33 protein-coding genes are annotated in these 22512 nt (G+C 40.6%); all 33 read right to left on the bottom strand.

The genetic code is table 11. The annotated features are described in order from the left end of the window. Positions 1–23 precede the first annotated feature (23 nt). The 33 genes from WDZ40_00550 to WDZ40_00390 all read right to left on the bottom strand — a co-directional run bounded on the left by WDZ40_00550 (position 24) and on the right by WDZ40_00390 (position 22287). Positions 24–674 carry a DedA family protein gene (locus tag WDZ40_00550; GenBank protein MEX0877338.1) on the bottom strand — a complete coding sequence of 217 codons (651 nt, stop codon included), beginning with the start codon at positions 672–674 and terminating at the stop codon, positions 24–26. A 2-nt stretch (positions 675–676) separates the two neighbouring features. After that, positions 677–1711 carry a galactose-1-phosphate uridylyltransferase gene (gene galT / locus WDZ40_00545; protein ID MEX0877337.1) on the bottom strand — a complete coding sequence of 345 codons (1035 nt, stop codon included), beginning with the start codon at positions 1709–1711 and terminating at the stop codon, positions 677–679. Continuing rightward, positions 1674–2444, bottom strand: a complete 771-nt coding sequence (locus WDZ40_00540) for a dolichyl-phosphate beta-glucosyltransferase (GenBank protein MEX0877336.1) — start codon at positions 2442–2444, stop codon at positions 1674–1676. The genes galT and WDZ40_00540 overlap by 38 nt, the downstream gene beginning before the upstream one ends. 159 nt (positions 2445–2603) lie before the next feature. Beyond that, the gene (gene map, locus WDZ40_00535) at positions 2604–3356 is read right to left on the bottom strand and encodes a type I methionyl aminopeptidase (GenBank protein MEX0877335.1); all 753 of its coding nucleotides are present in this window, start codon (positions 3354–3356) and stop codon (positions 2604–2606) included. 39 nt (positions 3357–3395) lie between these two features. After that, positions 3396–3962 carry a nucleoside monophosphate kinase gene (locus tag WDZ40_00530; protein MEX0877334.1) on the bottom strand — a complete coding sequence of 189 codons (567 nt, stop codon included), beginning with the start codon at positions 3960–3962 and terminating at the stop codon, positions 3396–3398. Then, positions 3959–4522 carry an AAA family ATPase gene (locus WDZ40_00525; GenBank protein MEX0877333.1) on the bottom strand — a complete coding sequence of 188 codons (564 nt, stop codon included), beginning with the start codon at positions 4520–4522 and terminating at the stop codon, positions 3959–3961. Before WDZ40_00525 ends, WDZ40_00530 begins: the two co-directional genes overlap by 4 nt. 65 nt (positions 4523–4587) lie before the next feature. After that, positions 4588–5877: a preprotein translocase subunit SecY gene (gene secY, locus WDZ40_00520; GenBank protein MEX0877332.1), complete on the bottom strand. Its 1290-nt coding sequence runs from the start codon at positions 5875–5877 to the stop codon at positions 4588–4590. A 3-nt stretch (positions 5878–5880) separates the two neighbouring features. Then, the gene (locus WDZ40_00515) at positions 5881–6330 is read right to left on the bottom strand and encodes an uL15 family ribosomal protein (GenBank protein MEX0877331.1); all 450 of its coding nucleotides are present in this window, start codon (positions 6328–6330) and stop codon (positions 5881–5883) included. An 81-nt stretch (positions 6331–6411) separates the two neighbouring features. Next, entirely contained in the window at positions 6412–7155 is a 744-nt protein-coding gene (locus WDZ40_00510) for a hypothetical protein (GenBank protein ID MEX0877330.1), read from the bottom strand. A gap of 11 nt (positions 7156–7166) precedes the next feature. Further along, positions 7167–7529 carry a 50S ribosomal protein L18 gene (gene rplR, locus WDZ40_00505; GenBank protein MEX0877329.1) on the bottom strand — a complete coding sequence of 121 codons (363 nt, stop codon included), beginning with the start codon at positions 7527–7529 and terminating at the stop codon, positions 7167–7169. An 8-nt stretch (positions 7530–7537) separates the two neighbouring features. Next, entirely contained in the window at positions 7538–8086 is a 549-nt protein-coding gene (rplF, locus tag WDZ40_00500; GenBank protein MEX0877328.1) for a 50S ribosomal protein L6, read from the bottom strand. 111 nt (positions 8087–8197) lie between these two features. Further along, positions 8198–8596, bottom strand: coding sequence for a 30S ribosomal protein S8 (gene rpsH, locus WDZ40_00495; GenBank protein MEX0877327.1), 399 nt, complete (start codon positions 8594–8596; stop codon positions 8198–8200). Between the two features lie 152 nt (positions 8597–8748). After that, entirely contained in the window at positions 8749–8934 is a 186-nt protein-coding gene (locus WDZ40_00490; protein ID MEX0877326.1) for a type Z 30S ribosomal protein S14, read from the bottom strand. A 9-nt stretch (positions 8935–8943) separates the two neighbouring features. After that, complete coding sequence (gene rplE / locus WDZ40_00485) at positions 8944–9528, bottom strand: 50S ribosomal protein L5 (protein MEX0877325.1); 585 nt, start codon at positions 9526–9528, stop codon at positions 8944–8946. An 83-nt stretch (positions 9529–9611) separates the two neighbouring features. Beyond that, a complete protein-coding gene (gene rplX, locus WDZ40_00480) occupies positions 9612–9920 on the bottom strand; it encodes a 50S ribosomal protein L24 (GenBank protein ID MEX0877324.1) in 309 nt (102 codons plus the stop codon). Between the two features lie 4 nt (positions 9921–9924). After that, positions 9925–10290: a 50S ribosomal protein L14 gene (gene rplN, locus WDZ40_00475; GenBank protein ID MEX0877323.1), complete on the bottom strand. Its 366-nt coding sequence runs from the start codon at positions 10288–10290 to the stop codon at positions 9925–9927. A 105-nt stretch (positions 10291–10395) separates the two neighbouring features. Further along, entirely contained in the window at positions 10396–10656 is a 261-nt protein-coding gene (rpsQ, locus tag WDZ40_00470; protein ID MEX0877322.1) for a 30S ribosomal protein S17, read from the bottom strand. An 8-nt stretch (positions 10657–10664) separates the two neighbouring features. Then, positions 10665–10871, bottom strand: coding sequence for a 50S ribosomal protein L29 (rpmC, locus tag WDZ40_00465; GenBank protein ID MEX0877321.1), 207 nt, complete (start codon positions 10869–10871; stop codon positions 10665–10667). Between the two features lie 19 nt (positions 10872–10890). Continuing rightward, positions 10891–11301 carry a 50S ribosomal protein L16 gene (rplP, locus tag WDZ40_00460; GenBank protein ID MEX0877320.1) on the bottom strand — a complete coding sequence of 137 codons (411 nt, stop codon included), beginning with the start codon at positions 11299–11301 and terminating at the stop codon, positions 10891–10893. A gap of 61 nt (positions 11302–11362) precedes the next feature. Beyond that, positions 11363–12043 (bottom strand): 30S ribosomal protein S3, encoded by a 681-nt coding sequence (gene rpsC / locus WDZ40_00455; protein ID MEX0877319.1) that lies wholly within the window; start codon positions 12041–12043, stop codon positions 11363–11365. Positions 12044–12090: 47 nt separating this feature from the next. Continuing rightward, positions 12091–12570, bottom strand: a complete 480-nt coding sequence (rplV, locus tag WDZ40_00450) for a 50S ribosomal protein L22 (GenBank protein ID MEX0877318.1) — start codon at positions 12568–12570, stop codon at positions 12091–12093. A gap of 166 nt (positions 12571–12736) precedes the next feature. Continuing rightward, positions 12737–13021 (bottom strand): 30S ribosomal protein S19, encoded by a 285-nt coding sequence (gene rpsS, locus WDZ40_00445; GenBank protein ID MEX0877317.1) that lies wholly within the window; start codon positions 13019–13021, stop codon positions 12737–12739. Between the two features lie 145 nt (positions 13022–13166). Next, positions 13167–14006 (bottom strand): 50S ribosomal protein L2, encoded by an 840-nt coding sequence (rplB, locus tag WDZ40_00440; GenBank protein MEX0877316.1) that lies wholly within the window; start codon positions 14004–14006, stop codon positions 13167–13169. 154 nt (positions 14007–14160) lie between these two features. Then, entirely contained in the window at positions 14161–14646 is a 486-nt protein-coding gene (gene rplW, locus WDZ40_00435) for a 50S ribosomal protein L23 (protein MEX0877315.1), read from the bottom strand. Next, a complete protein-coding gene (gene rplD / locus WDZ40_00430; GenBank protein ID MEX0877314.1) occupies positions 14528–15268 on the bottom strand; it encodes a 50S ribosomal protein L4 in 741 nt (246 codons plus the stop codon). Before rplD ends, rplW begins: the two co-directional genes overlap by 119 nt. 2 nt (positions 15269–15270) lie before the next feature. Continuing rightward, positions 15271–15888, bottom strand: a complete 618-nt coding sequence (gene rplC, locus WDZ40_00425; protein ID MEX0877313.1) for a 50S ribosomal protein L3 — start codon at positions 15886–15888, stop codon at positions 15271–15273. Between the two features lie 254 nt (positions 15889–16142). Continuing rightward, positions 16143–16496 carry a 30S ribosomal protein S10 gene (rpsJ, locus tag WDZ40_00420; protein MEX0877312.1) on the bottom strand — a complete coding sequence of 118 codons (354 nt, stop codon included), beginning with the start codon at positions 16494–16496 and terminating at the stop codon, positions 16143–16145. Between the two features lie 32 nt (positions 16497–16528). After that, complete coding sequence (tuf, locus tag WDZ40_00415) at positions 16529–17725, bottom strand: elongation factor Tu (GenBank protein MEX0877311.1); 1197 nt, start codon at positions 17723–17725, stop codon at positions 16529–16531. Positions 17726–17894: 169 nt separating this feature from the next. Then, entirely contained in the window at positions 17895–18278 is a 384-nt protein-coding gene (locus tag WDZ40_00410; protein MEX0877310.1) for a hypothetical protein, read from the bottom strand. Positions 18279–18549: 271 nt separating this feature from the next. After that, positions 18550–20655, bottom strand: a complete 2106-nt coding sequence (gene fusA / locus WDZ40_00405; GenBank protein ID MEX0877309.1) for an elongation factor G — start codon at positions 20653–20655, stop codon at positions 18550–18552. A gap of 2 nt (positions 20656–20657) precedes the next feature. Continuing rightward, complete coding sequence (gene rpsG, locus WDZ40_00400) at positions 20658–21125, bottom strand: 30S ribosomal protein S7 (GenBank protein ID MEX0877308.1); 468 nt, start codon at positions 21123–21125, stop codon at positions 20658–20660. A 6-nt stretch (positions 21126–21131) separates the two neighbouring features. Beyond that, positions 21132–21545 carry a 30S ribosomal protein S12 gene (rpsL, locus tag WDZ40_00395; protein MEX0877307.1) on the bottom strand — a complete coding sequence of 138 codons (414 nt, stop codon included), beginning with the start codon at positions 21543–21545 and terminating at the stop codon, positions 21132–21134. Between the two features lie 85 nt (positions 21546–21630). Next, entirely contained in the window at positions 21631–22287 is a 657-nt protein-coding gene (locus WDZ40_00390) for a site-2 protease family protein (protein MEX0877306.1), read from the bottom strand. Positions 22288–22512: the final 225 nt, after the last annotated feature.

Below are 22512 nucleotides of genomic sequence, written 5' to 3'. Positions count from 1 at the left end.
GTTTAGCTTATAGCTATTAGCTACTAGCTTTTAACTTTTTTATTATTATTTTCAATCTTAATGCCTTTTATATACCGCCTTACCCACCAGGCAACACCTAAAAAGAAAAGTGCTACAATAACCCAGTTGAATTTTTCAAAATATGGCGCAAGTGTATCCCAGTTCTCTCCGGTGAGTACTCCAACGTATGTAAGAGCTAAGGAGTAAATAAATGAGCCCGTAAACACATAGAGAACAAAGGGGGTAAATTTCATTCTTGCTATGCCCGCGGGTATTGGTATAAACCCTCTTATTCCGGGAATAAGGCGTGATATGAATATTATTTTTACACCATGCCGATTAAACAACTTTGAGGCATCTTCTATGTCTTTCTTGGTAACCAAAAAATATTTTCCATACTTGTATAAAAAATTCAAGCCGACGAATCTGGCAACAACATAAGTAAAAGCTGTTCCTATGATGTTTCCAACAGCCCCCCAAAAAGCAACAGCGAAAAGTGAAAATCTGCCTGTATGTACCAGATATCCCGAAAAGGGCAGTATAATTTCTGAAGGTATAGGTACAAAAGACCCCTCAAGAGCCATCAAAAACGCTATTCCGAAATATCCCGAAACCTCTATAACGCTTATAACCCACACAGCTATTGACTCTAATATGTTGCCTACAATATCCATAGTTATTTAATTTTTTCACGCAAATATTTTGCGGCACTTTTGGGCTCTATCGGAGTTGTTTCTATGCCGGTGCCCAGCTCAAATCCCGCGGGCAATGCTCCCAATAATTTAGGTCTTATTTCAATGTGCCAGTGATAGTGCGGGTAACTTCTTTCATCAACGGGTGCCGTATGTAAAAAAAAGTTATAATCGGGATTATCTAATTCATCATACAAAGCCAGCAAAGCAACACGTAAAGCTTCGGCAAGGTTTTTTATCTCTCGCTGAAGTGTTTTTTCAAAATATGCTTCATGTTTCTTTGGAAAAATGCGTACCTCAAATGCGACTCTTGAAACAAAGGGGCAAAAAACTATGAAATCGTTGTTTTCAAATACAACACGTTCTTTTTCCTCTTTTTCCCAATCTATCATAACGCAATGTACGCACTTTTTATTTCTGCGAAAATACAAATTTGAACCGCGCAAAGATCTTTGAACAGATACAGGGAGTATAGGAGTTGCTAATATCTGTGAGTGAGGATGCGCAAGAGAAGCTCCGGCACTTTTTCCGTGATTATGAAATATAGAAACATACCTTATGCACTTGTCCTTTTTTAATGTTTTGTATCTTTCCTGATACGCACGAACCACGTCAGAAACCTCCTTATTGTTAAGCAAGGCTATATGCTTATCGTGATCCCTTGTTATCACAACCTCGTGATAACCACTACCCTCACGTACGTGGTATTCCCCTTTTTGCATTATCTCACCGCAACTGTCTAAGTGGGAGAGCGCGGGATATTTATTTGGTATTATCTGCAAGCTCCATTCTTTGCCCTTTTTATACTCTAAAACAGGAGGCGCATTGCCTGATGCCTGGGGATCTTCAAAAGGACAGGATTCTTTAGCGCTATCTAATTCTTCACTGTCTTTTCTTTTTGAATGAGGCCTTTTAGCGCGCCCTTTTGCAACCAAAATCCACTCACCTGTAACCAGATCACGGCGAAACTCTGAGATATTGTTATTTTTTGTTTTTTGATTCCTTTTTAGAGAGGCCATAAACGTTGCGGATTAGATTCATTCGTATTTGAAAAAGCTCAACAAATGTATGTAAATAACCGCCAAGAGTTACATGAGAATCCGGGTCATTTTTCCAATGTACTGGTATTTTGCATATCTTGTATCCCAGTTTGCGGGACAAAGCTAATGCCTCTATATCAAACCCCCAACGATCTATGCGAGCAACAGAAAAAACTTTTTTAGCAGCATCAGCGGAAAACATTTTAAATCCATTCTGTGTATCCCATATTCCGGGAACAGCAAATATCTGTATTAATATGTTACCGGCATTGCCCAAAAATTGTTTTAAAAAGGACTGTTTAACATCCTGTCCGGCTCCTTTAACATCTCTAGAGTCACGAGAACCTATAACAACATCGCAACCTTCTTTTGTAAGAGGCCACATTTTCTCAATGTGATCTATTGACGTAGAACCATCGGCATCAGTAAATAAACGCCATTTGCTTTTAGCTTCAAGCATGCCTTGGCGCACCACATAGCCCTTGCCGTGATTTTCCTCATTGTTTATTATTCTAATACTCTGAACTAATTTTTGATGTCCCTGCACCACCTCAAAGGTGTTGTCCGTAGCGCCGTCTATCACAACCAATATCTCATACGAATAATCCTGAGCACTTAGATACTTGTCCAAATCTAAAAGTGTGTCCCCTATACGTTTTGCTTCGTTATAAGCCGGTATAATAACTGATAAGTGTAATTTTTCTTCTGCCATATGTTTTTTGTAACAGCTTCTTAAAAAGCGGGATATTATTGCAAACCTTAGCGATCTTTTTTGTATTATATCACGTTTTAAAGTGTGGGCGAAGTGCAAAAAACGGCTCATAGTATGAGTCGTTTTTAAATAAATGCATCAGAGAGATGAGTTGATTTTTTAAACTTGGGTAAGTATTTTAGGGCCTTGTTCGGTTATAGCTACTGTGTGTTCAAAGTGCGCGGTTAAAGAGCCGTCCGCGCTTTTATAACTAAATTTATCCGAGTCCAGTTTAATAGCGTTTGAAGGCCCATCAATCACCATTGGCTCAATTGCAATTACCATGCCTACCTCCAATACAGTACCTGTGTGGCGCTTTCCCCAGTTTGGCACTTGTGGCTCTTCATGTAGTTTTTTACCAACTCCGTGACCTACTAAATCACGGACAATTGAGTAGCCCTCACTCTCTACATATCTTTCTATTGTATTTCCGATATCTCCTGTAGTGCTTCCGGGTTTTGCCTTTTTTATTCCCAGACGGAGCGCCTTTTTTGTAACCTGCATAAGCCGGCGTGCTTCGTGCGATATTTCGCCAACCCCCACCGTTACCGCCGTATCAGAATACCAACCGTCCAAAATAACTCCAAAATCAAGGCCAACTATATCGCCGTCTTTTAAAGCCGTGTCATTAGGTACGCCATGCACTATTATATCGTTCACAGAGGTGCATAAAACGCCCGGGAAGCCATCGTAATCCTTAAAGGCGTGCTTTACACCGTGTTGGTGAATAAGCTCTTCTGCGAGCGCGTCCAGCTCTAATGTGGTAACACCGGGTTTTGCGGCTTCAGTAAGTTGCTTCAAGATTAAAGCTGCAATTCTACCGCTTTCACGCATCGCCTCAATTTCTTTTTGTGATTTAATTAGTTTGGACATACGGTCAGTAAACAAGTAGCAGATAACAGTAAACAGTATTTAACTCAAGTGGCTCATTATTTCCTCGTGGACTTTTTCCGGCGCGCCTTCACCGTTTATTTTTATAAGTTTACCCATAGAGTCGTAGTACTCCACAACCTCCATTACCCATTTGTCATAATAATTCATGCGTTCTTTTATGGCTTCCTCTGTATCATCTTCCCTGCCTCTTGCCAAAAGGCGGCGGCGGGCTTCGTCAGCAGAAATATTTACCAAAAAGATAAAAGTCCTGTCCATTCTTTCCAGAAATTCAAGATATTTATCTAAAGTCTTTGCCTCGTTTAATCGTCTTGGAAAACCGTCTGCAAGCAGACCTTGGTCCGAACGAAGATTGTAGGAAAGTTCATGCATCCACAGGGCTGTTGCAATATCATCATAAGGCAGTCCGCCACTATTTACTATATCTTTTATTTTTTGACCGGCATCAGAATTTTGTTTTGCAAGATCACGAAAAAGATCACCCGTTGAAAGGGTAAAGAAATTATCTATTTTTTTTATTAACAGCTCAGCCTGGGTTCCTTTACCTGAGCCCGAGCGGCCTATTAGTATAGCGTTATCGGGTTTCATAAAGTTAAAATATTATTTATTAAATTATCTACGGAGTTATGAAATTCCTCTATTGTTCCGATATTTTGTATGGTCCAGTCAGCCATTGCAATAGGACTGGCTTGTTGAAGCGCTTCTATCTGGGAATAATCCCTATCTTTAGCCTCAACTGATGCAAGCGGACGTATAGGACGCTTTTCAAGACGTTTATACCGTACACTAGCCGGCGCGTAAATTGCAAGAACACGGAACTGATCCCCGAATTCTTTTTTCATTGTTTTGTACGACTCCCAACTATAAAAACTATCTATAACCACATTTTTGCCATCAGCGAGCGCTTTTTCTATTTTAGGCATGGATTTTACCGCCATAACGTCCATACCATATTTTCGCCTCAATTCTTCACGAATAGGGCGTTCATTTTCCTGTGTTGGTTCCAATCCCCGGCGTTCCACCTCATCCATTACAACATCGTTAAAGCCCACCCGTTCAAATCCTTTTTTCTCAAAACGGCCCACCGCTTCTGATTTGCCTGAGCCGGGAAGCCCGACAACCGCTATAATTATTTTTGCGTTCCCCATTGAAATTAAAAAATGCTTAATTTATACTAAGCATTTTATCATACTTTTAATATTCAAAAATAAAATTACTCATACTGCCTCATTACTATCTGGCTTTTTACCTGTCGTATTGTCTCCAAAACCACAGAAACCAAAATCAAAATAGAGGTACCTCCTATAACAAATGTCAGGTCACCTATGCCTCCTGAACCTCCTGTCATGCCCTGCGCAATGTTTGGAACAATAGCTATAATTCCCAAAAACAGAGCTCCAACCAACAATGTTCTATTCAAAATATAGTTTAAGCGCTCAGCTGTGGGTTTTCCCGGACGTATTCCAGGCACAAACCCTCCCTGTTTTTGCAAGTTCTCCGCAACGTTCTCAGGATTAAATGTTACTGCTGTATAGAAATAAGTAAAGAATACAACTAACAGAAAATATGCCAAAGTATAAAGCGTCAGATTATTTTGGAACTCATTCATAATATTGGCAAGTCCTGCTAAGAATTGATTTGAACTCCCCTGGAGAAAATTAGCTATAATTCCCGGAAACAAAATAAGAGACAGGGCAAAAATTATAGGAATAACTCCCGCAGGGTTAAGAGACAAAGGAAGATATGTTGAAGAACCTCCATATATCTTATTTCCTCTCACCTGCTTGGCATATGAGACTGGTATGTTTCTTCTCGCCTCATTTACCACAACTACAGCCGCTATTATAAAGATGCTTATCAGAGCAAATGCCACATAGCTCGGAATGTCCTCCTGTGTTGCAGTTAAAATAGCATTTCTTATAGTTACAGGCAGGGAAGCGATAATTCCTGCAAAAATCAAAAGAGAAATACCATTACCTATGCCCTTTTCTGTAACAAGCTCACCTAACCACATTAAAAATATTCCACCTCCTGCAACAGTTATCAAAAAGGCAATTAGTTCCATGGGTGGAAGAGTGGTTAGTACTCCCTGACTCCTAAAAAGGGAGTACAATCCATATCCTTGTAAAAACGATAAGGGGACTGTTGCCAGTCGTCCATATTGATTAAATTTCTGCTTGCCCTGTTCACCCTCTTCTTCATACATCTCTTTAAGACGGGGGAATATCATTGTTAAAAGCTGTAGTGTAATTGTAGCTGTAATGTAAGGACCTAATCCAAGCATTACAATTGAAAGGTTGCTTAAAGCTCCTCCTGAAAATATATTTAAAATACCAAAAAACTGGTTACCGCTTAGAAATGATTCCAGCTGAGAACGATCTATTCCCGGAACAGGAATAACAGCGGCAACGCGAAATATTGCAAGAATACCCAAAACAAACAGGACCTTGTTTCTCAGTTCTTTTATTTTAAATACCGCTAATATTTGTTGATACCACTTCATAATTTATTCTATTTTTCCTCCGGATTTTTCAACTTGTTCTTTTGCGCTTTTTGAAAGAATTAGTCCTTTTATGGTAACAGCTTTTTTAAGCTCGCCCTTGCCTAAAAGTTTTACACGCTTGGGAGGGCGTCCTTTGTAATTTTTTACAAGCTTATTTTTTATCAAAAACTCAATATCAACGACATCTCCTTTTTTTACAACCTTTTCCAAATCTCCAGTATTAACCGAAAACACCGGTGCAGACTGTGAACCAATTGCGTTGCCTGCTTTTTTTGTAGGACCTCCTAACTTGGGAACCTTAAATATATAGTCCCGAATCTGAGGCCTTATTCTATGTCCTGCGCGTGATTTTTGTCCCTTCATTCCTCTACCGGAATATGTTCCGCGTTTTCCGCCCCTGCCTACCCTTCTTCGAGACTTCTGTTTTGGTTTTTTTATATCGTGAACCTGCATATTTCTTCGCTTCGCTCAGTCAAATTTAAAATTAAAAATGAAAAGTTAAAAATTGACTAAGTAAAAATGGTTTATTATTTATTATTCGTTTTTTGTAGATTTTGCTTTAACGGTTTTCTTATCAGACTTTTCTGTTTTCTTTTTTCCAGTCTTTACTTCTGTCTTTTCTTTTGATTTTCCAATCTTCTTTTCGGGTTTTTTAACCTCAGCAGGTGCCTTGTAGTCTATCTTCTCAAGAGCATTTACAGTGGCCAAGGCCATATTAAGTTTATTTGTGCTTCTGGATAAAACCTTAGCTGCTATATCTTTATATCCTGCAAGGTCGCATACTGTACGGACAGCTCCTCCCGCAATAACACCCCTACCTTCCTTTGCGGGCTTCAAAAAGACAACAGATGAAGACTGCTTTCCTGTTATGTCGTAAGGTAAGGTGCCTTCCGGGGTCATAGGAACTGTCATTACATTTTTCTTAGCATTTTTAGCAGCTTTTCCTATCGCAATTGTTACATCAGAACCCTTTCCAACACCTACTCCCACACGGCCCTTTTTATCGCCTATGACAACCGTAGCTCTAAAACTAAATCTGCGGCCACCAGCTACAACACGAGCCACTCGCGCAATATCAAGAACCTTCTGGTCAAACTCCTGATCTCTTTCCCTTTGTTGTCCTCTTGGGTCTCTGTGCCCTCCCCCTCTTTGCCCTCCGGGACCTCCAGGGCCTCTATGACCTCCTCTTTGCCCTCCGGGACCTCCAGGGCCTCTATGACCTCCTCTTTGTCCTCCGGGACCTCCAGGGCCTCTTTGTTGTTGTTGCTGTTGTACCATATTAATATTATTTAGAATTTTAATCCTGCTGAGCGCGCACCTTCGGCAAGCGCTTTTATTTTTCCGTGATATTTATATCCTCCTCTATCAAATACTACTTTTTTATATCCCGCCTTTACAGCCCCTTTACCCAGTTCCTCACCTACTTTTTTTGATATTTCCAAAGTAGGGTTGTTTGTCTTTTTGCCGGACAATTTTAAATCAGAAAATACTAACAACACCTTACTATTTACATCATCTGCCAACCCGCAATATATATGCTGATTACTCTTAAAGACAAATAAACGCGGACGTTGCGGTGTACCTGAAACACGCGCCCTCACTCGCTTGTGCCTTCTTATTCTTTTTAATCTTCTTTCTTTTATTTTTGACATGTTTTTGCTTATTTACCACCTCCGGCTATGGCGCGCTTACCTGCTTTTCTACGCACGTGCTCACCTTCGTATCTTATACCTTTACCCTTGTAAGGTTCGGGTTTTCTCTTACTTCTTATATCTGCTGCCATCTGCCCAACTCTTTGTTTGTCTATACCTGAAACAGTTATTATGTTTTTTTCAACTTCAATTTTCAAATCTTTTGGAATCTCCATAACAACGGGGTGCGAATATCCAAGGTTTAAAACCAACTCATCTCCTTTAATCTCCGCCCTGTACCCAACACCTTCTATGCTAAGCTTTTTCTGAAAACCCTCATGAACTCCCTGTATAATATTTGCGATAAGCGCTCTGTAAAGTCCCCAATACGGCTTAAATTTATTTCCAGTTCTTGCCAATGAAACAGCAACAGTATTATCTGTTAACTCAACTTTTACAATATCGGGGAAATCCAAAGATAGTTCCCCAAGAGGGCCTTTAGCTTTGATGGTATCATCCTCAACTGTTACTTCTACTTTGTCGGGGATATCAATTGGTTTTTTTCCTATTCGTGACATAGCTTTTAGCTTCTAGCTTTTAGCTGATCAGCTTTAAATTTTATCGTTTTATAATTCATTATATACCTTAAGCTGAAAGCTATAAACTGACAGCTTGTAAGCTAAGTTTATTTACCAAATCTCACATATCCGCTCTCCTCCTAATTTGCGTTTCTTAGCTTCCTCGTTTGTAAGAAGACCCGCGGGTGTTGATATTACAGCTGTGCCATAACCTTCCTTCACATTCTGCACATCTCTATAACCTATGTATATTCTCTGACCCGGTGTGCTTATTCTTTTGATATGTGTTATTTGCGGCATGCCGCTTTCTTTATATTTCAAATTAACAATTATAACCTGCTTGGGCTTTGTTCCTTTTTTCTCAACTGAACCGATATAACCCTCTTTTTCTAATATTTTTACCAATTCAAACTTAACTCCGGAGTAAGGAATTTTAACCGTACTTTTATTCGCGGCTTGCGCGTTTCTTATAACTGTTAACATATCTGCTATTGGATCTGTGTGTGACATAGTTTTTTGTGGCTAAGCCCTTTGGGCCGCCATCCCGGCTATTAGGCCTAGAGATTCGTTTTGCTCACAAATTAGGTGTTGGGTTACAGGTGTTAGGTTTTAGTCTAATACCTAGAACCTAGTACCTAACCCCTGCGAGCTTTAGCGAGCTATTACCAGCTTGATTTTCGGACACCGGGTAATTCTCCCCGGCTTGCCATTTCACGAAAACATATTCTGCAAAGGTCAAAATCACGCATATATCCTCTGTTCCTCCCACATCGAAAACACCTGTTTTCTTTTCTGGTTGAAAACTTTGGCTTTTTGTATGCTTTTGCTATTTTAGATTTCTTAGGCATATAAATAAACTACTTATCTTCGGATTTAAATGGCACACCCAACCTTTTAAATAACTGTAGGGCATGCTCTTTGTCATTAGTATTGGTTACAAGAGTAATTTCAAAACCCCAGTTAAAATTAGATGTTGGCACTTCAGGAAAAATACTACTCTCCTTGATGCCTATTGTCAAATTACCACCTTTATCAACCCCCTCAGAAGAAATACCTCTAAAATCTCTTGTTCTAGGCAGTGCAACGTTATTTAAGCGAGCCAGGAAATCATACATTCTTTTACCTCTAAGAGTAACTCTTAGACCGACGGGCATTCCTTCTCTTAGTTTAAATCCCGCAATACTTTTTCGAGCATATATAAGATGTGGTTTTTGACCCGCTATATTACTTAGTCCTTCAACAATATCACCGAGCATTTCTTCATCTGTTTGAGAACCAGTGCTTTTACCTTTTCGCAACATCGCTATCTTACCAATACCGCTATTTACAATTATTTTTTCCAGACGCGGAACTGCGTGCGAGTTAAGACCACCGAACTCCTTAGCGAGTTCGGGTTTTATCTTTTCCTTATATTCTTTATCTAAACTTAGTGTTTCTGCCATGATTTATCTTTTTAAGAGTTAACTTTTTAGCTTCTTGGCCCGTCGGCTGGCGGATAAAAAACTAAAAAGTTAACGCCTAATTCCTATTTAATTGCATTGTTGCATTTCTTGCACACTCTATATTTTGTACCCCCTTCTACTTTATATCCTACGCGCGCGGCTTTATTGCAGTTTGTGCAAACCAGTTTTACATTAGATACATCAACAGGGCCGGGCTTTTCAATAACCTGTCCTTTTTCACCTTGTTTTTTAGGCCTTACATGCTGTTTCTGAATATTCACTCCCTCTACAACCAGAGTTCCTTTTTGAGGTATAGCAGAAAGAACCTTTCCGGTCTTTCCCCGATTTTTACCGTGCAATATTAATACTTTGTCTCCTGTTTTTATTTTCATAAATTTACAATAATTCCTGTGACAACGAAGCTATTTTAGCATAACCTCTCTGTTTTAACTCTCTTGGTATTGGTCCAAATATTCTACCACCCTTAGGCATTACTCCATCCAAAATAACTGCCGCATTCTCATCAAAATAAATATATGACCCATCCTTTCTGCGAAAAGGTTTTCTCTGACGCACAATAACAGCCCTAACCACATCCTTTTTCTTTACAGGACGACGCGGTTCAGCTTTTTTAACAGATGCCACAATAACGTCGCCTATTTCAGCATATCTTCTTTTACTGCCTCCCAAAACGCGGATGCACATTATCTCTTTGGCACCTGAATTATCTGCTACTTTTAGTCTTGTCTGGTTTTGTATCATACTTTTTTGTCCCGATACCGCTGATAGTAACTGATTTCGCTGATACTCTAAATATCATCAGTGGTATCAGCTATTATCAGCGTAATCAAAGCGAGCGTTAGCGAGCTATTTTAGTACACGAAATCTTTTATCTTTTGAAATAGGCCTTGTTTCTTCTATTACAACCTTATCACCGATGTTGTATTCACCATCTTCGTAGTGGGCCTTATATTTTTTTGATTTCTTAAATCTTTTTTTGTACTTTGGGTGTTCAAGCAAGCGATTTACCTCTACTACAAGGGTTTTTTCCATCTTGTTTGAAACAACAGTACCTCTCATCTTCTTTCGGTTTACTGTATTCTCTTTTTTCTCTTTTTTGTTTGTCATAATAAGTTTTATTCTTCTGTAGTAACAGCGACAGCTCTCTCTCTCAATATTGTGATAATACGCGCTACATCTTTTTTAATATTGTGCAATTCACGTACATTCTTAACATTACCACTAGCGATATTCATTCTTAAATTTACTGCCTGGCTTTTTTTATCCTTAAGTAGTTTATTTAACTCTTCGCTTGATTTTTTCTTTAATTCCTGTGCTTTCATAATTTTATTCCTGCGAGCGTTAGCGGACTATCACCTTAGTTTTTACCGGTAACTTATAACTTGCTCTTTTAAGAGCCTCGCGTGCTATCTCTTCAGAAACTCCATCTACCTCAAAGAGTACTCTTCCCGGATATACAGGAGTTACAAAATGATCTACAGCACCCTTTCCGCCACCCATGGGAACCTCTGTACCCTTTCGAGTTACGGGCTTATCAGGAAAAACTCTTATCCAAACTTTTCCGCCTCGCTTCATATATCTCGTTATCGCACGACGTGATGCCTCTATCTGGCGCGAAGTTATCCATGCCTCCCCTTCGGAAACCTGTAAACCATACTGCCCAAATGCCAAATACGTCCCGCGACTTTCCATACTCGTTCTTTTGCGGCCTTTCCACCATTTTCTATGTTTTACTTTTTTAGGTAACAGCATGTTTAAAACCTTATTAAAATATCACGGATTGAACAATTGTGCAACATTTATAATGTAAATATTATTCTAATTTTTCTCCTCTATATATCCAAACCTTAACTCCGATCACTCCATATTTAGTCAAAGCTTGTACATACGCATAATCTATGTCGGCACGTAGTGTCTGAAGGGGTAGATTGCCTTCCTTAACAAACTCGCTCCTTGCCATTTCCGCTCCATTAAGCCGACCTGCAACAGATATTTTAGCCCCCTCAACCTCCTTATTAGTCATAACTCTATCCAGCGACCTCTTAATAACTCTCCTAAAAGGCATCCTTCTTTCAAGCTGTTCTGCTACGTTAAGTGCAATGAGTCGGGCGTGAGCATCGCTGTCGCGAACCTCTCTTACCTCTACTCTAATCTCGGGGGCTACCAACTGTTCGCGCTCTCTGGCATCGTGCCTGCGCCTCATTTTATTACGCAACTCTTTGTGCATCTCTTTTTTAGCCTCTTCTATTCCTGTTCCCCCGCGTCCAATTATTAACCCTGGTCTTGAAGTATATATTATAACTGAAATTGAATTAGCAAACCTTTCAACTTCAACACTGGCAACTCCCGCGTTTTTAAATTTTTCAAGAGTATATTCTCTTATAAGGTAGTCTTGCTGGGCATTTTCAGCATATTTTTTACTATCAAACCAACGGGAATTCCATCCTTTTGTATATCCTAATCTTTTACTAAGTGGGTGAGTTTTATGAGTCATGTTTGCTATCGCTCAAATTAAAAATTTAAAACGAAAAATTAAAAATTTTAGTTATCGCCTTTGGCGATATTTTGTTTTTTACTTTTACCTTGTGTTTTTGTATTTTGCGTTTTTACTTTTTCACTTTCAGATGGTTTTCGCTCTGATTTTGCTTGTCTCTTGTTATTTGTCTCTTGTTGCTTCTTTAATTCTTTCTCCGAAAGAATTAAAGTCACGTGGCTTGTCTTTTTCTGTATCTCATGCACCGTGCCACGCGCAACGGGCATATATCTTTTTAGCATAGGGCCTTCATCAACACGAATTTCCTTGATGCGCAAATTGCTTTCATTAATACCCTCAGTAACATCTTTTGCGTTACTTACAGCTGAATTTAAAAGCTTTAACAGTGAAACAGAAGCTCTTTTGTTTGAATATTTTAACTGCATGCGAGCCTCCTCAATATTCTGGTTCCGCACTAAATCCGCAACCAACCTTACTTTTCTTGGTGATATCTTTAAATATGATAATTTTGCTTTGTATTCTGCCATAATTTTTTGTTCACCCCTAGGCCTTCGGCCGGTGGCTAGGGAGATCCCGGCGGCAAAGCCGCTTAGGGACTTCGCCTCACAAATTAGGTTCTAGGTTTTAGGTACTAGGTGCTACACTAGTGTAATACCTATTACCTAAAACCTGATACCTGCGAGCTTTAGCGAGCTAGTGTCTCTTTTCCATACTGCTTTGAAGTTTCCCTCCGTGTCTTACAAACTTTCTTGTAGGAGAAAACTCACCAAGCTTGTGTCCAACCATATCTTCGGTAATAAATACAGGTGTATGTTCCTTTCCATTATGAACTCCTATCGTGTACCCAACCATCTCCGGAGTAATGGTAGACGCGCGCGCCCATGTCTTAATAACGGTTTTCTCATCTTTTTTGACTTTCTGCAACTTCTTTAACAATTTTTCGTCTACGTATGGTCCTTTTTTTAGTGATCTACTCATAATAATTTTTTGTGGCTAAGCCCTTTGGGCCGCCATCTCCCTAGGCTGTGCCGGGATGGCGACTTTACGTCTAGCCACCGGCCATTAGGCCTAGGGATTCTCTTCGCCTGCCTGCGTGCGTTCACGCACAGGCAGGCGAAGCGAGCTATTTTCTTTTTTTCTTTTTACGCCTTTTAACTATATGCTTATCAGAATACTTATTGGGTCGCCTGGTCTTAACACCGTATGCGTTTTTACCCCATGGTGTTTTGGGGTGCTTCATTCCTATCGGAGACCGACCCTCACCTCCTCCGTGAGGATGGTCAACGGGGTTCATTGCTGAACCTCTTACATGTGGCCTCTTTCCTCTTAATCTGTTCTTTCCCGCTTTTCCTACAACTTCTTCCCTATGTGTACTATTAGAAACAGTGCCTACTGTCGCAAATCCTGCGCTTGAAATTATTCTGACTTCAGACGAGGGCATGACAAGTTGGGTTTTTTGGGCATCATGCGCAAGAACACGCGTATATGAACCTGCAGACCTTGCAAGCTGTCCGCCCCTGCCTCTTTTTATCTCTACATTATGTACAAATGTGCCAACTGGAATATTTCCCAGTATCATGCGATTGCCATCCTTAATAGGAGTTTTTTCTGCAATGCTGAGTTTAGCCCCAACCTTAATTCCCTCCGGTGCAAGTATATACCGCTTAATACCATTATCATTATGTACAAGAGCTATAAACGCAGACCTGTATGGATCGTACTCAAGAGCTTTAACAGTTAGCGTCTCCCCAACCTGGTCCTGTTTAAAGTCTATATCTCTGTATAACTTTTTAGAGCCGCCTCCTTTGTGTCTAACTGATATCTTTCCGTGGCTTCTTCCTTTTTTTCTATGATAAGCACTCGTTAAGCTTTTTTCAGGCTCCTTTTTAGTTAAAACTCCGTAATCTGTAGTTACCATTCCTCTTCTTCCCGGAGTTGTTGGTTTGTGCCGTTTAACAGCCATGAATGGTTAGCGAATGCGAGCCATGCGATGCATGAGCTTACATTCATGAGCACCCAGCACTTACTTTGAATTTCAAAGTAAGTGCTGGGTAAGTAGTTTCTAAACTCTCAAAGCATTCAATAAATTTAAATGCTTTGCTCGTTAAGCAACTACTTTACTGTGGTAAAACTTCTATTTCTTGCCCCTTCTTCAAGGTAACAACTGCCTTGCCAGGGCGTGAACTTGTACCGCTCTGAAATCTATATCGTGTTCTTTTTGCAGGCATTTTAATTTTATTTACACTATCAACCTTAACACCATACATAATTTCAATTGCCTTCTGTATCTCTTTCTTTCCTGCCTGGGGAGCTACCTCAAACACATATTTTCCTTCAGAATTTTGAGAAACACTCTTTTCAGATATATGTGGTCGCAATACAACTCCATAAGCGCCGTAAGCGTTATTTAAATTGATTGCAGAGGTTGACTGCTTATCCCTACTCTTCTTTGTCTTAGGTGAACCGGATTCCGTCTGGAGCTTATCAGTTTTCTTTAACTCCTGCTCTCTCTGCCCCTGCTTTTCTTCTCTCAGTTTTTTCTTCTGAGTTTGGGGCCTTTCCTTCCCCTGATTCTTTTTGAATATGTGTTGAAGTATTGGCATATTGATTAATTATATGTGTTAATGCTGTTTTTGAAATTATACAATATCTATTATCTAAAATGTCCAGTATGTTTAGCCTGTTTATATTTACAGGTTTTACTCTTGGTAAGTTACGAAACACCCTGCTAAAACCTTTATCTTCTGCTGTTCCATAAACTACAGCGGATTTACCCTGAATGCCCAACTGAAAAATAAATCCCGCGCCATGCTTTGTTTTTAACTCCGGATATTCAAGAGACTCTGCTACATATATATTTCCGGCTTCCGCTTTCGCGCTAAGCGCTGTAACAATAGCTTTACGATTCATTTTCTTGTTTACTTTCTTTGAAAAAACACGGTCATTGCGTGGACCAAATGTCACACCACCTCCGACCCATATGGGCGAACGGGTTGACCCATGCCTTGCGCGCCCGGTTCCTTTCTGTCTCCATGGTTTTCGCCCTCCTCCTCTAACTTCCGCTCTGGTTTTTGTATGTGCGTAAGGGCGACGCTTATTAGCAAGTTTTGATGTATACACCTGATGCACAAGAGCGTCATTGCGAGATAATCCAAAAACAGTTTCGGGTACTTCCTGAGAACCTGTTTTCTTTCCTTCTTTGTTGTATACTTCAAGCTTGATCATGTTTATTTTCTTGTAACAACCTCTACATAACTGCCGTTGTTGCCGGGGACGGAACCTTTAACGCCCAGGATGTTATTTTCTTTATCTATATATGCAACCTTCAAATTTATTACGCTTTTTTGGTCAACACCCATGTGTCCCGCCATTTTTAATCCTTTAAAAACGCGCTGTGGAAATGCTGACCCTATAGACCCGGGGGTACGGAGGGTGTGTTTGTTGCCATGGGTTTTATTCCCGCCGGCAAATCCCCACCTCTTAACAACTCCTTGAAAACCTTTTCCTTTAGTTGTGCCGCGGACAACAACTTTGTCACCCACCTCAAACTGGTCTACTACAATCTTATCTCCTTTTTTAAGCTCGCCTCCTTCTACGTGAAACTCACGCAAAAAAGCAAATCCATTTCCTTTATCATCAACAGAGTCTTTAATATGCCCCTGTTCCGGCTTGCTGAGCTTTTTACTGCCCACGCCAAGCTGGACAGCATTATACCCCTGCTTGTCTTCCTTAAGCACTTGGGTAACAGCGGCACCCGATGCGTCAATTAAAGTTACCGGAACAACATTACCATTATTGTCGTAAATCTGTGTCATTCCTAATTTTTTTCCAATAATAAATTTCATAAATTTTGCTTCGCAAAATCAGATACCGCTGATAGTAACTGATTTCGCTGATACTCTAAATACCATCAGTGGTATCAGCTATTATCAGCGTAATCAAAGCGAGCGTTAGCTCGCTTTCAACATAACCCGCCCAAGTTTTTAGACAGTATTACCTCTTTTAAAAGAGGAACTTATCCAAAAATTTGGGCGGGTTTTGGCTCTCCTAATGAGGGCCTGTATTTATAATTTAAATATCTTTAAGCAGTGACAGTATATTACATTTTCACCTCAATATCAACCCCTGCAGGCAAATTTAAATCCATTAATGCGTCTATTAACTGTCCCGAAGGATTGTATATGTCTATAAGACGCTTATGGATTCGCATTTCAAACTGCTCTCTGGATGTTTTGTGAACAAAACTAGATCTATTTACCGTGTACTTCTTTATCTCTGTAGGTAAGGGGACGGGCCCTTTAATCTCTGAACCATAACGAAGAGCAGTATCAACTATCTGTTTAACACTAGAGTCGATAACCTGATGATCATAAGATTTTATTTTTATCCTAATTCTTTGCCTTAGATCTTCTTTTTCTTTGGTTTTTGATTTCGCATCTTGCGCGCTTGCCATATTGGAAATGTAATTTAATCCTGCTAAACTATTTAGTTTACAACCTTAGTAATAACCCCCGCACCTACAGTCTTGCCTCCTTCACGGATAGCAAACCTCTGCTTTTCTTCCATCGCAACCGGTACCACAAGCTTTACTTTAAAAGTTACAGTATCGCCGGGCATTACCATTTCAGTACCCTCAGGCAAAGTTACATCTCCCGTTACATCAGTTGTTCTAAAGTAGAACTGAGGCTTGTAACCTGTAAAAAAGGGTGTGTGCCTTCCTCCTTCTTCCTTCTTTAGAATATATACCTCAGCTTCAAACTCTGTGTGCGGAGTTACAGATCCTGTCTTTACAATAACTTGTCCTCTTTCTACATCGTCTTTTTTAAGACCTCGTAAAAGAAGCCCTACGTTATCTCCGGCCAATCCTTCGTCAAGTTGTTTATTAAACATCTCTACTCCTGTAACAGCTGTCTTTTGCGTGTCTCTCATACCAACAATTTCAATCTCTTCACCTACATTTACTTTTCCTCTTTCAATCCTTCCTGTTACAACTGTTCCGCGTCCCTCAATTGAAAAAACGTCTTCAATGGGCATAAGAAAGGGCTTGTCTACCTCTCTTTCGGGTACAGGTATGTACTCATCTACCGCCTTAAGAAGTTCACCCATAGGCTTTGCGGCATCGTCGTCAACACTTGAGGCATTCAAGGCCTGCAGAGCAGAACCTCTTATAATTGGAGTGTTGTCTCCATCATATTCATATTTTGAAAGAAGTTCACGAACCTCAGCTTCAACAAGATCTATAAGTTCCGGATCATCAACCTGGTCAACTTTGTTTAGAAAAACAATAATCTTTGGAACACCCACCTGGTGCGCAAGCAATATGTGCTCACGAGTTTGGGGCATAGGTCCATCAGCAGCTGAAACCACCAAAATGGCACCGTCCATCTGAGCGGCACCTGTAATCATGTTCTTAATGTAGTCAGCGTGTCCAGGGGCATCGATGTGGGCATAGTGACGCGCTTCTGTCTCGTACTCTACGTGAGCTAACGCAATTGTAATACCTCGCTCCCTTTCTTCAGGAGCTGCGTCAATCTGATCAATGTTTTTTTCTGAATGCTTCATGCCCGTAAGCTGAGCATACTTCAAAAGTGCTGCCGTAAGTGTTGTCTTACCGTGGTCTACGTGACCAATTGTACCGACGTTAACGTGCGGTTTTGTTCGTTCAAATTTTTCTACTGCCATAAATTTGTTTTGTTTGGCTTCGCCTCACAAACAGTTAAAAGTAAGCGAACGAAGCGAGCTTAGTTATTAATTTTTAATAATTATTTGATTAAAAGTTGATCTATGCAGTATGCAGAGATACAAATAATATTTTACACGAGTTAAATAATTCGTCAACCCCGTTACAATTCTATAAAGGCAGGTCGCTTAAATCTATATCAGAACTGTATCCATTATAATCAGCCAGTGATGGGGTGTCCGCTGTGTCAATATCGCTCAAGTCTACAGGCGCATCGCTTCGCGACGGATCAATTGCTCCCAAAAAAATGGATTCGTTATCGTTTGCGGGCGCGGGCTGAGCGGGGCTGGACTGAGCAGATGTTTCGGAGCTCCCAAAGGGTGAGGGGGTGGTTTTTTCCTCCCCGCCTAAAGCCGGCTGTGCCACACTATTAACTCCGCCGGTAAGTTTAAGATACTCATCAACGGGTATTACAATATATTTTGGATCTCCATCTTCAACAATAACTGCCTTTCCCCCACTTGCTTTTAATATTTCTTTTAATTTATCCCACATGCCATTTTTGCCCAAGAGGGCAAGTTAATTTTAACGCAGCCCGATTGGCTGCCTGCCTGCGGTAGGCAGGCAAAACTGAGCACCCCGCCCTTATTTTGCCTTGTATACCCTGGCGGCGCAAGGGGCGAATAGCCCCTGCCCTATGTGGGCACAGCGCCGCAGGATTTTAAATTACTTAAACTTAGAATCCTGCTTATGCTGGTTATACGAAGCAAAATAAGGGCGGGGTAAGTTTCACTAAATTCACGCTACGCGCTCATTAAGCTCAACTTTATTTCCGTGATTCCATTATTTCTTGAGAAATGCTCTGCGGAACTTCAGCATAATGGCTAAATTCCATTATCGCGGTACCCCGTCCCTGCGTCATAGAACGCAACTCTGTTGTGTACCCAAATAGTCCGGATAGAGGAACTATCGCTCTAACTGTTTTAAGATTAGCTCTTTCACCAAGTTCTTCTATTTGACCTCTTCTGGAACTTAAGTCTCCTGTTATATCACCGAGATATTCTTCAGGAATTGTAACCTCCATCTTCATCATAGGCTCAAGTAGAACAGGTTTTGCATTTTTAACAGCTTCCTGAAAAGCTATAGAGCCCGCAATTTTAAATGCCGATTCAGATGAATCAACCTCATGAAAAGATCCGTCATAAAGCGTAGCTTTAATATCCACCATAGGATAACCGGCTAAAACACCTTTGCCCATAGCCTCCTGAACACCTTTGCCTACATGTGGAATGTACTCCTGGGGAATAGCGCCTCCTTTTATCTCATTGGAAAACTCAAAGCCCTCGCCTGCCTCCATGGGTTCTACTCTAAGATAGACGTGTCCATACTGTCCGCGTCCTCCTGTTTGTCTTATGTACTTACCTTCAGCCTCAGCTTCAATTCGTATTGTTTCTCTGTAAGCTACCTGTGGCTGTCCAACATTGGCCTCAACCTTAAATTCCCTCTTCATTCTATCTACAAGAACTTCAAGATGTAGCTCTCCCATGCCCGATATAATTGTTTCTCCTGTTTCTTCGTCGGAACTTATCTGAAATGTAGGGTCTTCTTCGGCAAGACGTCGTAAAGCAATTCCCATTTTATCCTGATCAGCGCGTGTCTTTGGTTCAATACGCACAGCGATAACCGGTTGAGGAAATGTTATTTTTTCCAATACAAGAGGTCGCTTAGGGTCAACAAGCGTATCTCCTGTCGTGGTTCCCTTCAAACCAACTGCAGCGGCAATATCTCCCGAATATATTGCATCCACCTCTTCTCTGTGGTTTGAGTGCATGCGTAAAATTCGGCTTAAGCGCTCCTTGTCTCCAGTAGAGGCGTTTAACACATAGGATCCTGAAGAAAGAGTACCTGAGTAAACTCTGAAGTATACAAGTTGCCCCACAAAAGGATCTGTTGCAACTTTAAAAGCGAGTGCCGCAAAAGGTTCCTCATCTGTTACATTTACCTGAATGTGCTCTTCACTATCTGGGTCTTCACCCTGAACAGCAGGTACATCTACAGGACTGGGAAGATACTCAACAACTGCGTCTAAAAGAGATTGTATGCCCTGATTTTTCAAAGCTGTTCCACACAAAACAGGTATAAGTTTATTATCTATTGTCGCTTTTCGCAAAGACTTCTTCAGCTCATCTACGCTTATTTCTTCACCATTTAAAAATTTATCTGTAAGCTCTTCATCCTGCTCAGCCACTCTTTCAACAAGTTCTGCTCTCATCTTCTCCGCCTGCTCCTTAAGATTGGCGGGAACTTCTTCGCGTAAAACTTTTTCACCATGTTCACCTTCGTTTCTTATCCACTGCATATTTACAAGGTCAATAACGCCGTCAAAATCACTCTCGGCTCCAACGGGAAGTTGTATTGCCACAGCATTGGGGCTGAGTCTTTCTTTTATAGAGTTAAAGCTAAAATCAAAACTGGCTCCCATCCTGTCCATTTTATTTACAAAGCAAAATCTGGGAACCTTATATTTATCGGCTTGCCGCCAAACTGTCTCTGACTGCGGTTCAACTCCGGCAACACCATCAAAAACTACAACCCCTCCATCCAAGACGCGTAAAGAGCGCTCTACCTCTACAGTAAAGTCAACGTGTCCGGGAGTGTCAATAATATTTATTCTATATTTATTTTCCTGTTGGTCCTGAGGTAAGTAGCTGGGAACCCAAAAGGCAGTAGTAGCAGCAGAGGTTATTGTAATACCTCTCTCCTGTTCCTGCTCCATCCAATCCATAATAGCCTCTCCTTCGTGAACCTCTCCTATTTTGTGGGAAATACCTGTATAAAAAAGTATGCGCTCACTAACTGTTGTTTTTCCGGCGTCAATGTGCGCGATTATACCGATATTTCTAACTTTTTCAAGTGGATATTCTCTGGGCATATTTATGCAAAATGGGCAAACGCGCGGTTAGCACGAGCCGTTCTCTCAGTTGCTTCTTTCTTCTTAATAGCTTCGCCCTCATTGTTTGCAGCAGCCATAAGCTCCTGCGCGAGGCTTTGAGCCATGGGTTTTCCTTTTTGATTTCTTGAAGATTCACGAATCCAACGCATAGCAAGTATGATGCGCCTGTCACCCTTAACCTGTATAGGTACCTGATAGTTTGCACCTCCTATTCTTCGTGTTTTTACTTCAAGGGTTGGCGCGACATTCTTAAGAGCCTTATCAAAAACGTCCATAGGATCTTCTTTTGTCTTTTTCTGAATAATATCAAAAGCATCGTAAACAACTTTACGTGCAACAGATTTTTTTCCTTCCCACATTATATAGTTGACGAACTTAGTCACCAGCGGGTTGTTGTATTTGTAATCGGGCTGCAATACCCTTCTTTTAAATCCTCCTTGTTTTCTCATAGTTTTTTATTCCTTAGGTGCTTTTGTTCCGTACTTGGAGCGCTGAGTTTTTCTTCCCTCAACTCCTGCAGTATCAAGTACACCTCTCACTATATGATAACGTACACCGGGCAAGTCCTTCACTCTTCCGCCGCGGATAAGAACCACGGAGTGCTCCTGAAGGTTGTGCCCCTCTCCCGGAATATAAGCTGTAACTTCCATACCGTTAGTAAGACGCACCCTGGCTACCTTTCTCAATGCGGAGTTAGGCTTCTTGGGTGTTACTGTTGTAACACGCGTACACACTCCACGTTTAAATGGGCTCTGGTAACTCGTCGGCTTGTTTTGAAGCGCGTTAAAACCCCGACTCAAAGCCGGAGACTTATCTTTCTTCTTTGGTTTCTTTCTTGATTTGCGAACTAATTGATTTATTGTCGGCATATTTAAAAGCGCAACATGCGCTTAATTCATACTTATGTAATTTATATGAAAAAAAAATAATTGTCAAATGAAGCCTCCGCAGGCCTTACATAAAAGTGCCCGAGTTGATGCCGGTTATAAGCACAAATGCCCCTTCTATCAGGGGGAGAATAATCTTGAAGCCAAAAAATATAAACAACAAAAGTAGTAAGAAACCATTCTGTTCAAGAAACATTCGTGTTTTATACGGAACATTAAACATTGAGAACATAAGTTTTGAACCATCCAAAGGAGGTATTGGAACCATGTTAAATATTGCAAGTAAGAGATTAATATATGTTATTGCAAAAAATACAATTACTGCTCCGGTGAGAGGGGAACCTGCGGGAAGCGGCATAATAAAACGTAACGCGAGTCCAAAAACCAAAGCCAAAAAAATGTTAGTAGCAGGTCCCGCTCCTCCAACAAGCGCGGGGCCCCATTTTTTGTAACGCAAATTATTGGGATTATACGGCACCGGTTTCGCCCAGCCGAATATTATAGCCGGCATCCCAAAAAATATAGGTATAGCCAAAAGAAGCGGTAGGATAACCGAACCAAACATATCCAAATGCGGAAGAGGGTTCAAGGTAAGACGCCCCATCATTCTTGCGGTGGGATCACCAAGATAGTTGGCGACCGCGCCATGAGATACTTCATGCAAAACAACAGAAAACAAAAGTATAATTATATATATTGCAAATATTATAAAGCCTCCATCCATAAAAGTTATCTTGATTTTAATTTAAGGTTGATATATACTATCATAGTATTAATTCTATATACGAGGATAGTGAGTGAAAAGAAAATTTATTTTCTTTTCCAAGCGACGCAGTATATATTTAATAATATATTAACTAATCATATATATCAAATTATGGCAAAGAAATGTGTGGTATGTGGGAAAGATTCACAGATGGAAGGAAAAAGGAAACTTCTGCGTGGTCAC

This window comes from Candidatus Spechtbacterales bacterium, from assembly GCA_040879145.1.
GTDB lineage: Bacteria > Patescibacteriota > Minisyncoccia > Spechtbacterales > 2-12-FULL-38-22 > JAWVZY01.
Note: the sequence above shows the minus strand (reverse complement) of the source record. Positions and strands in the feature narration are given on the sequence as shown.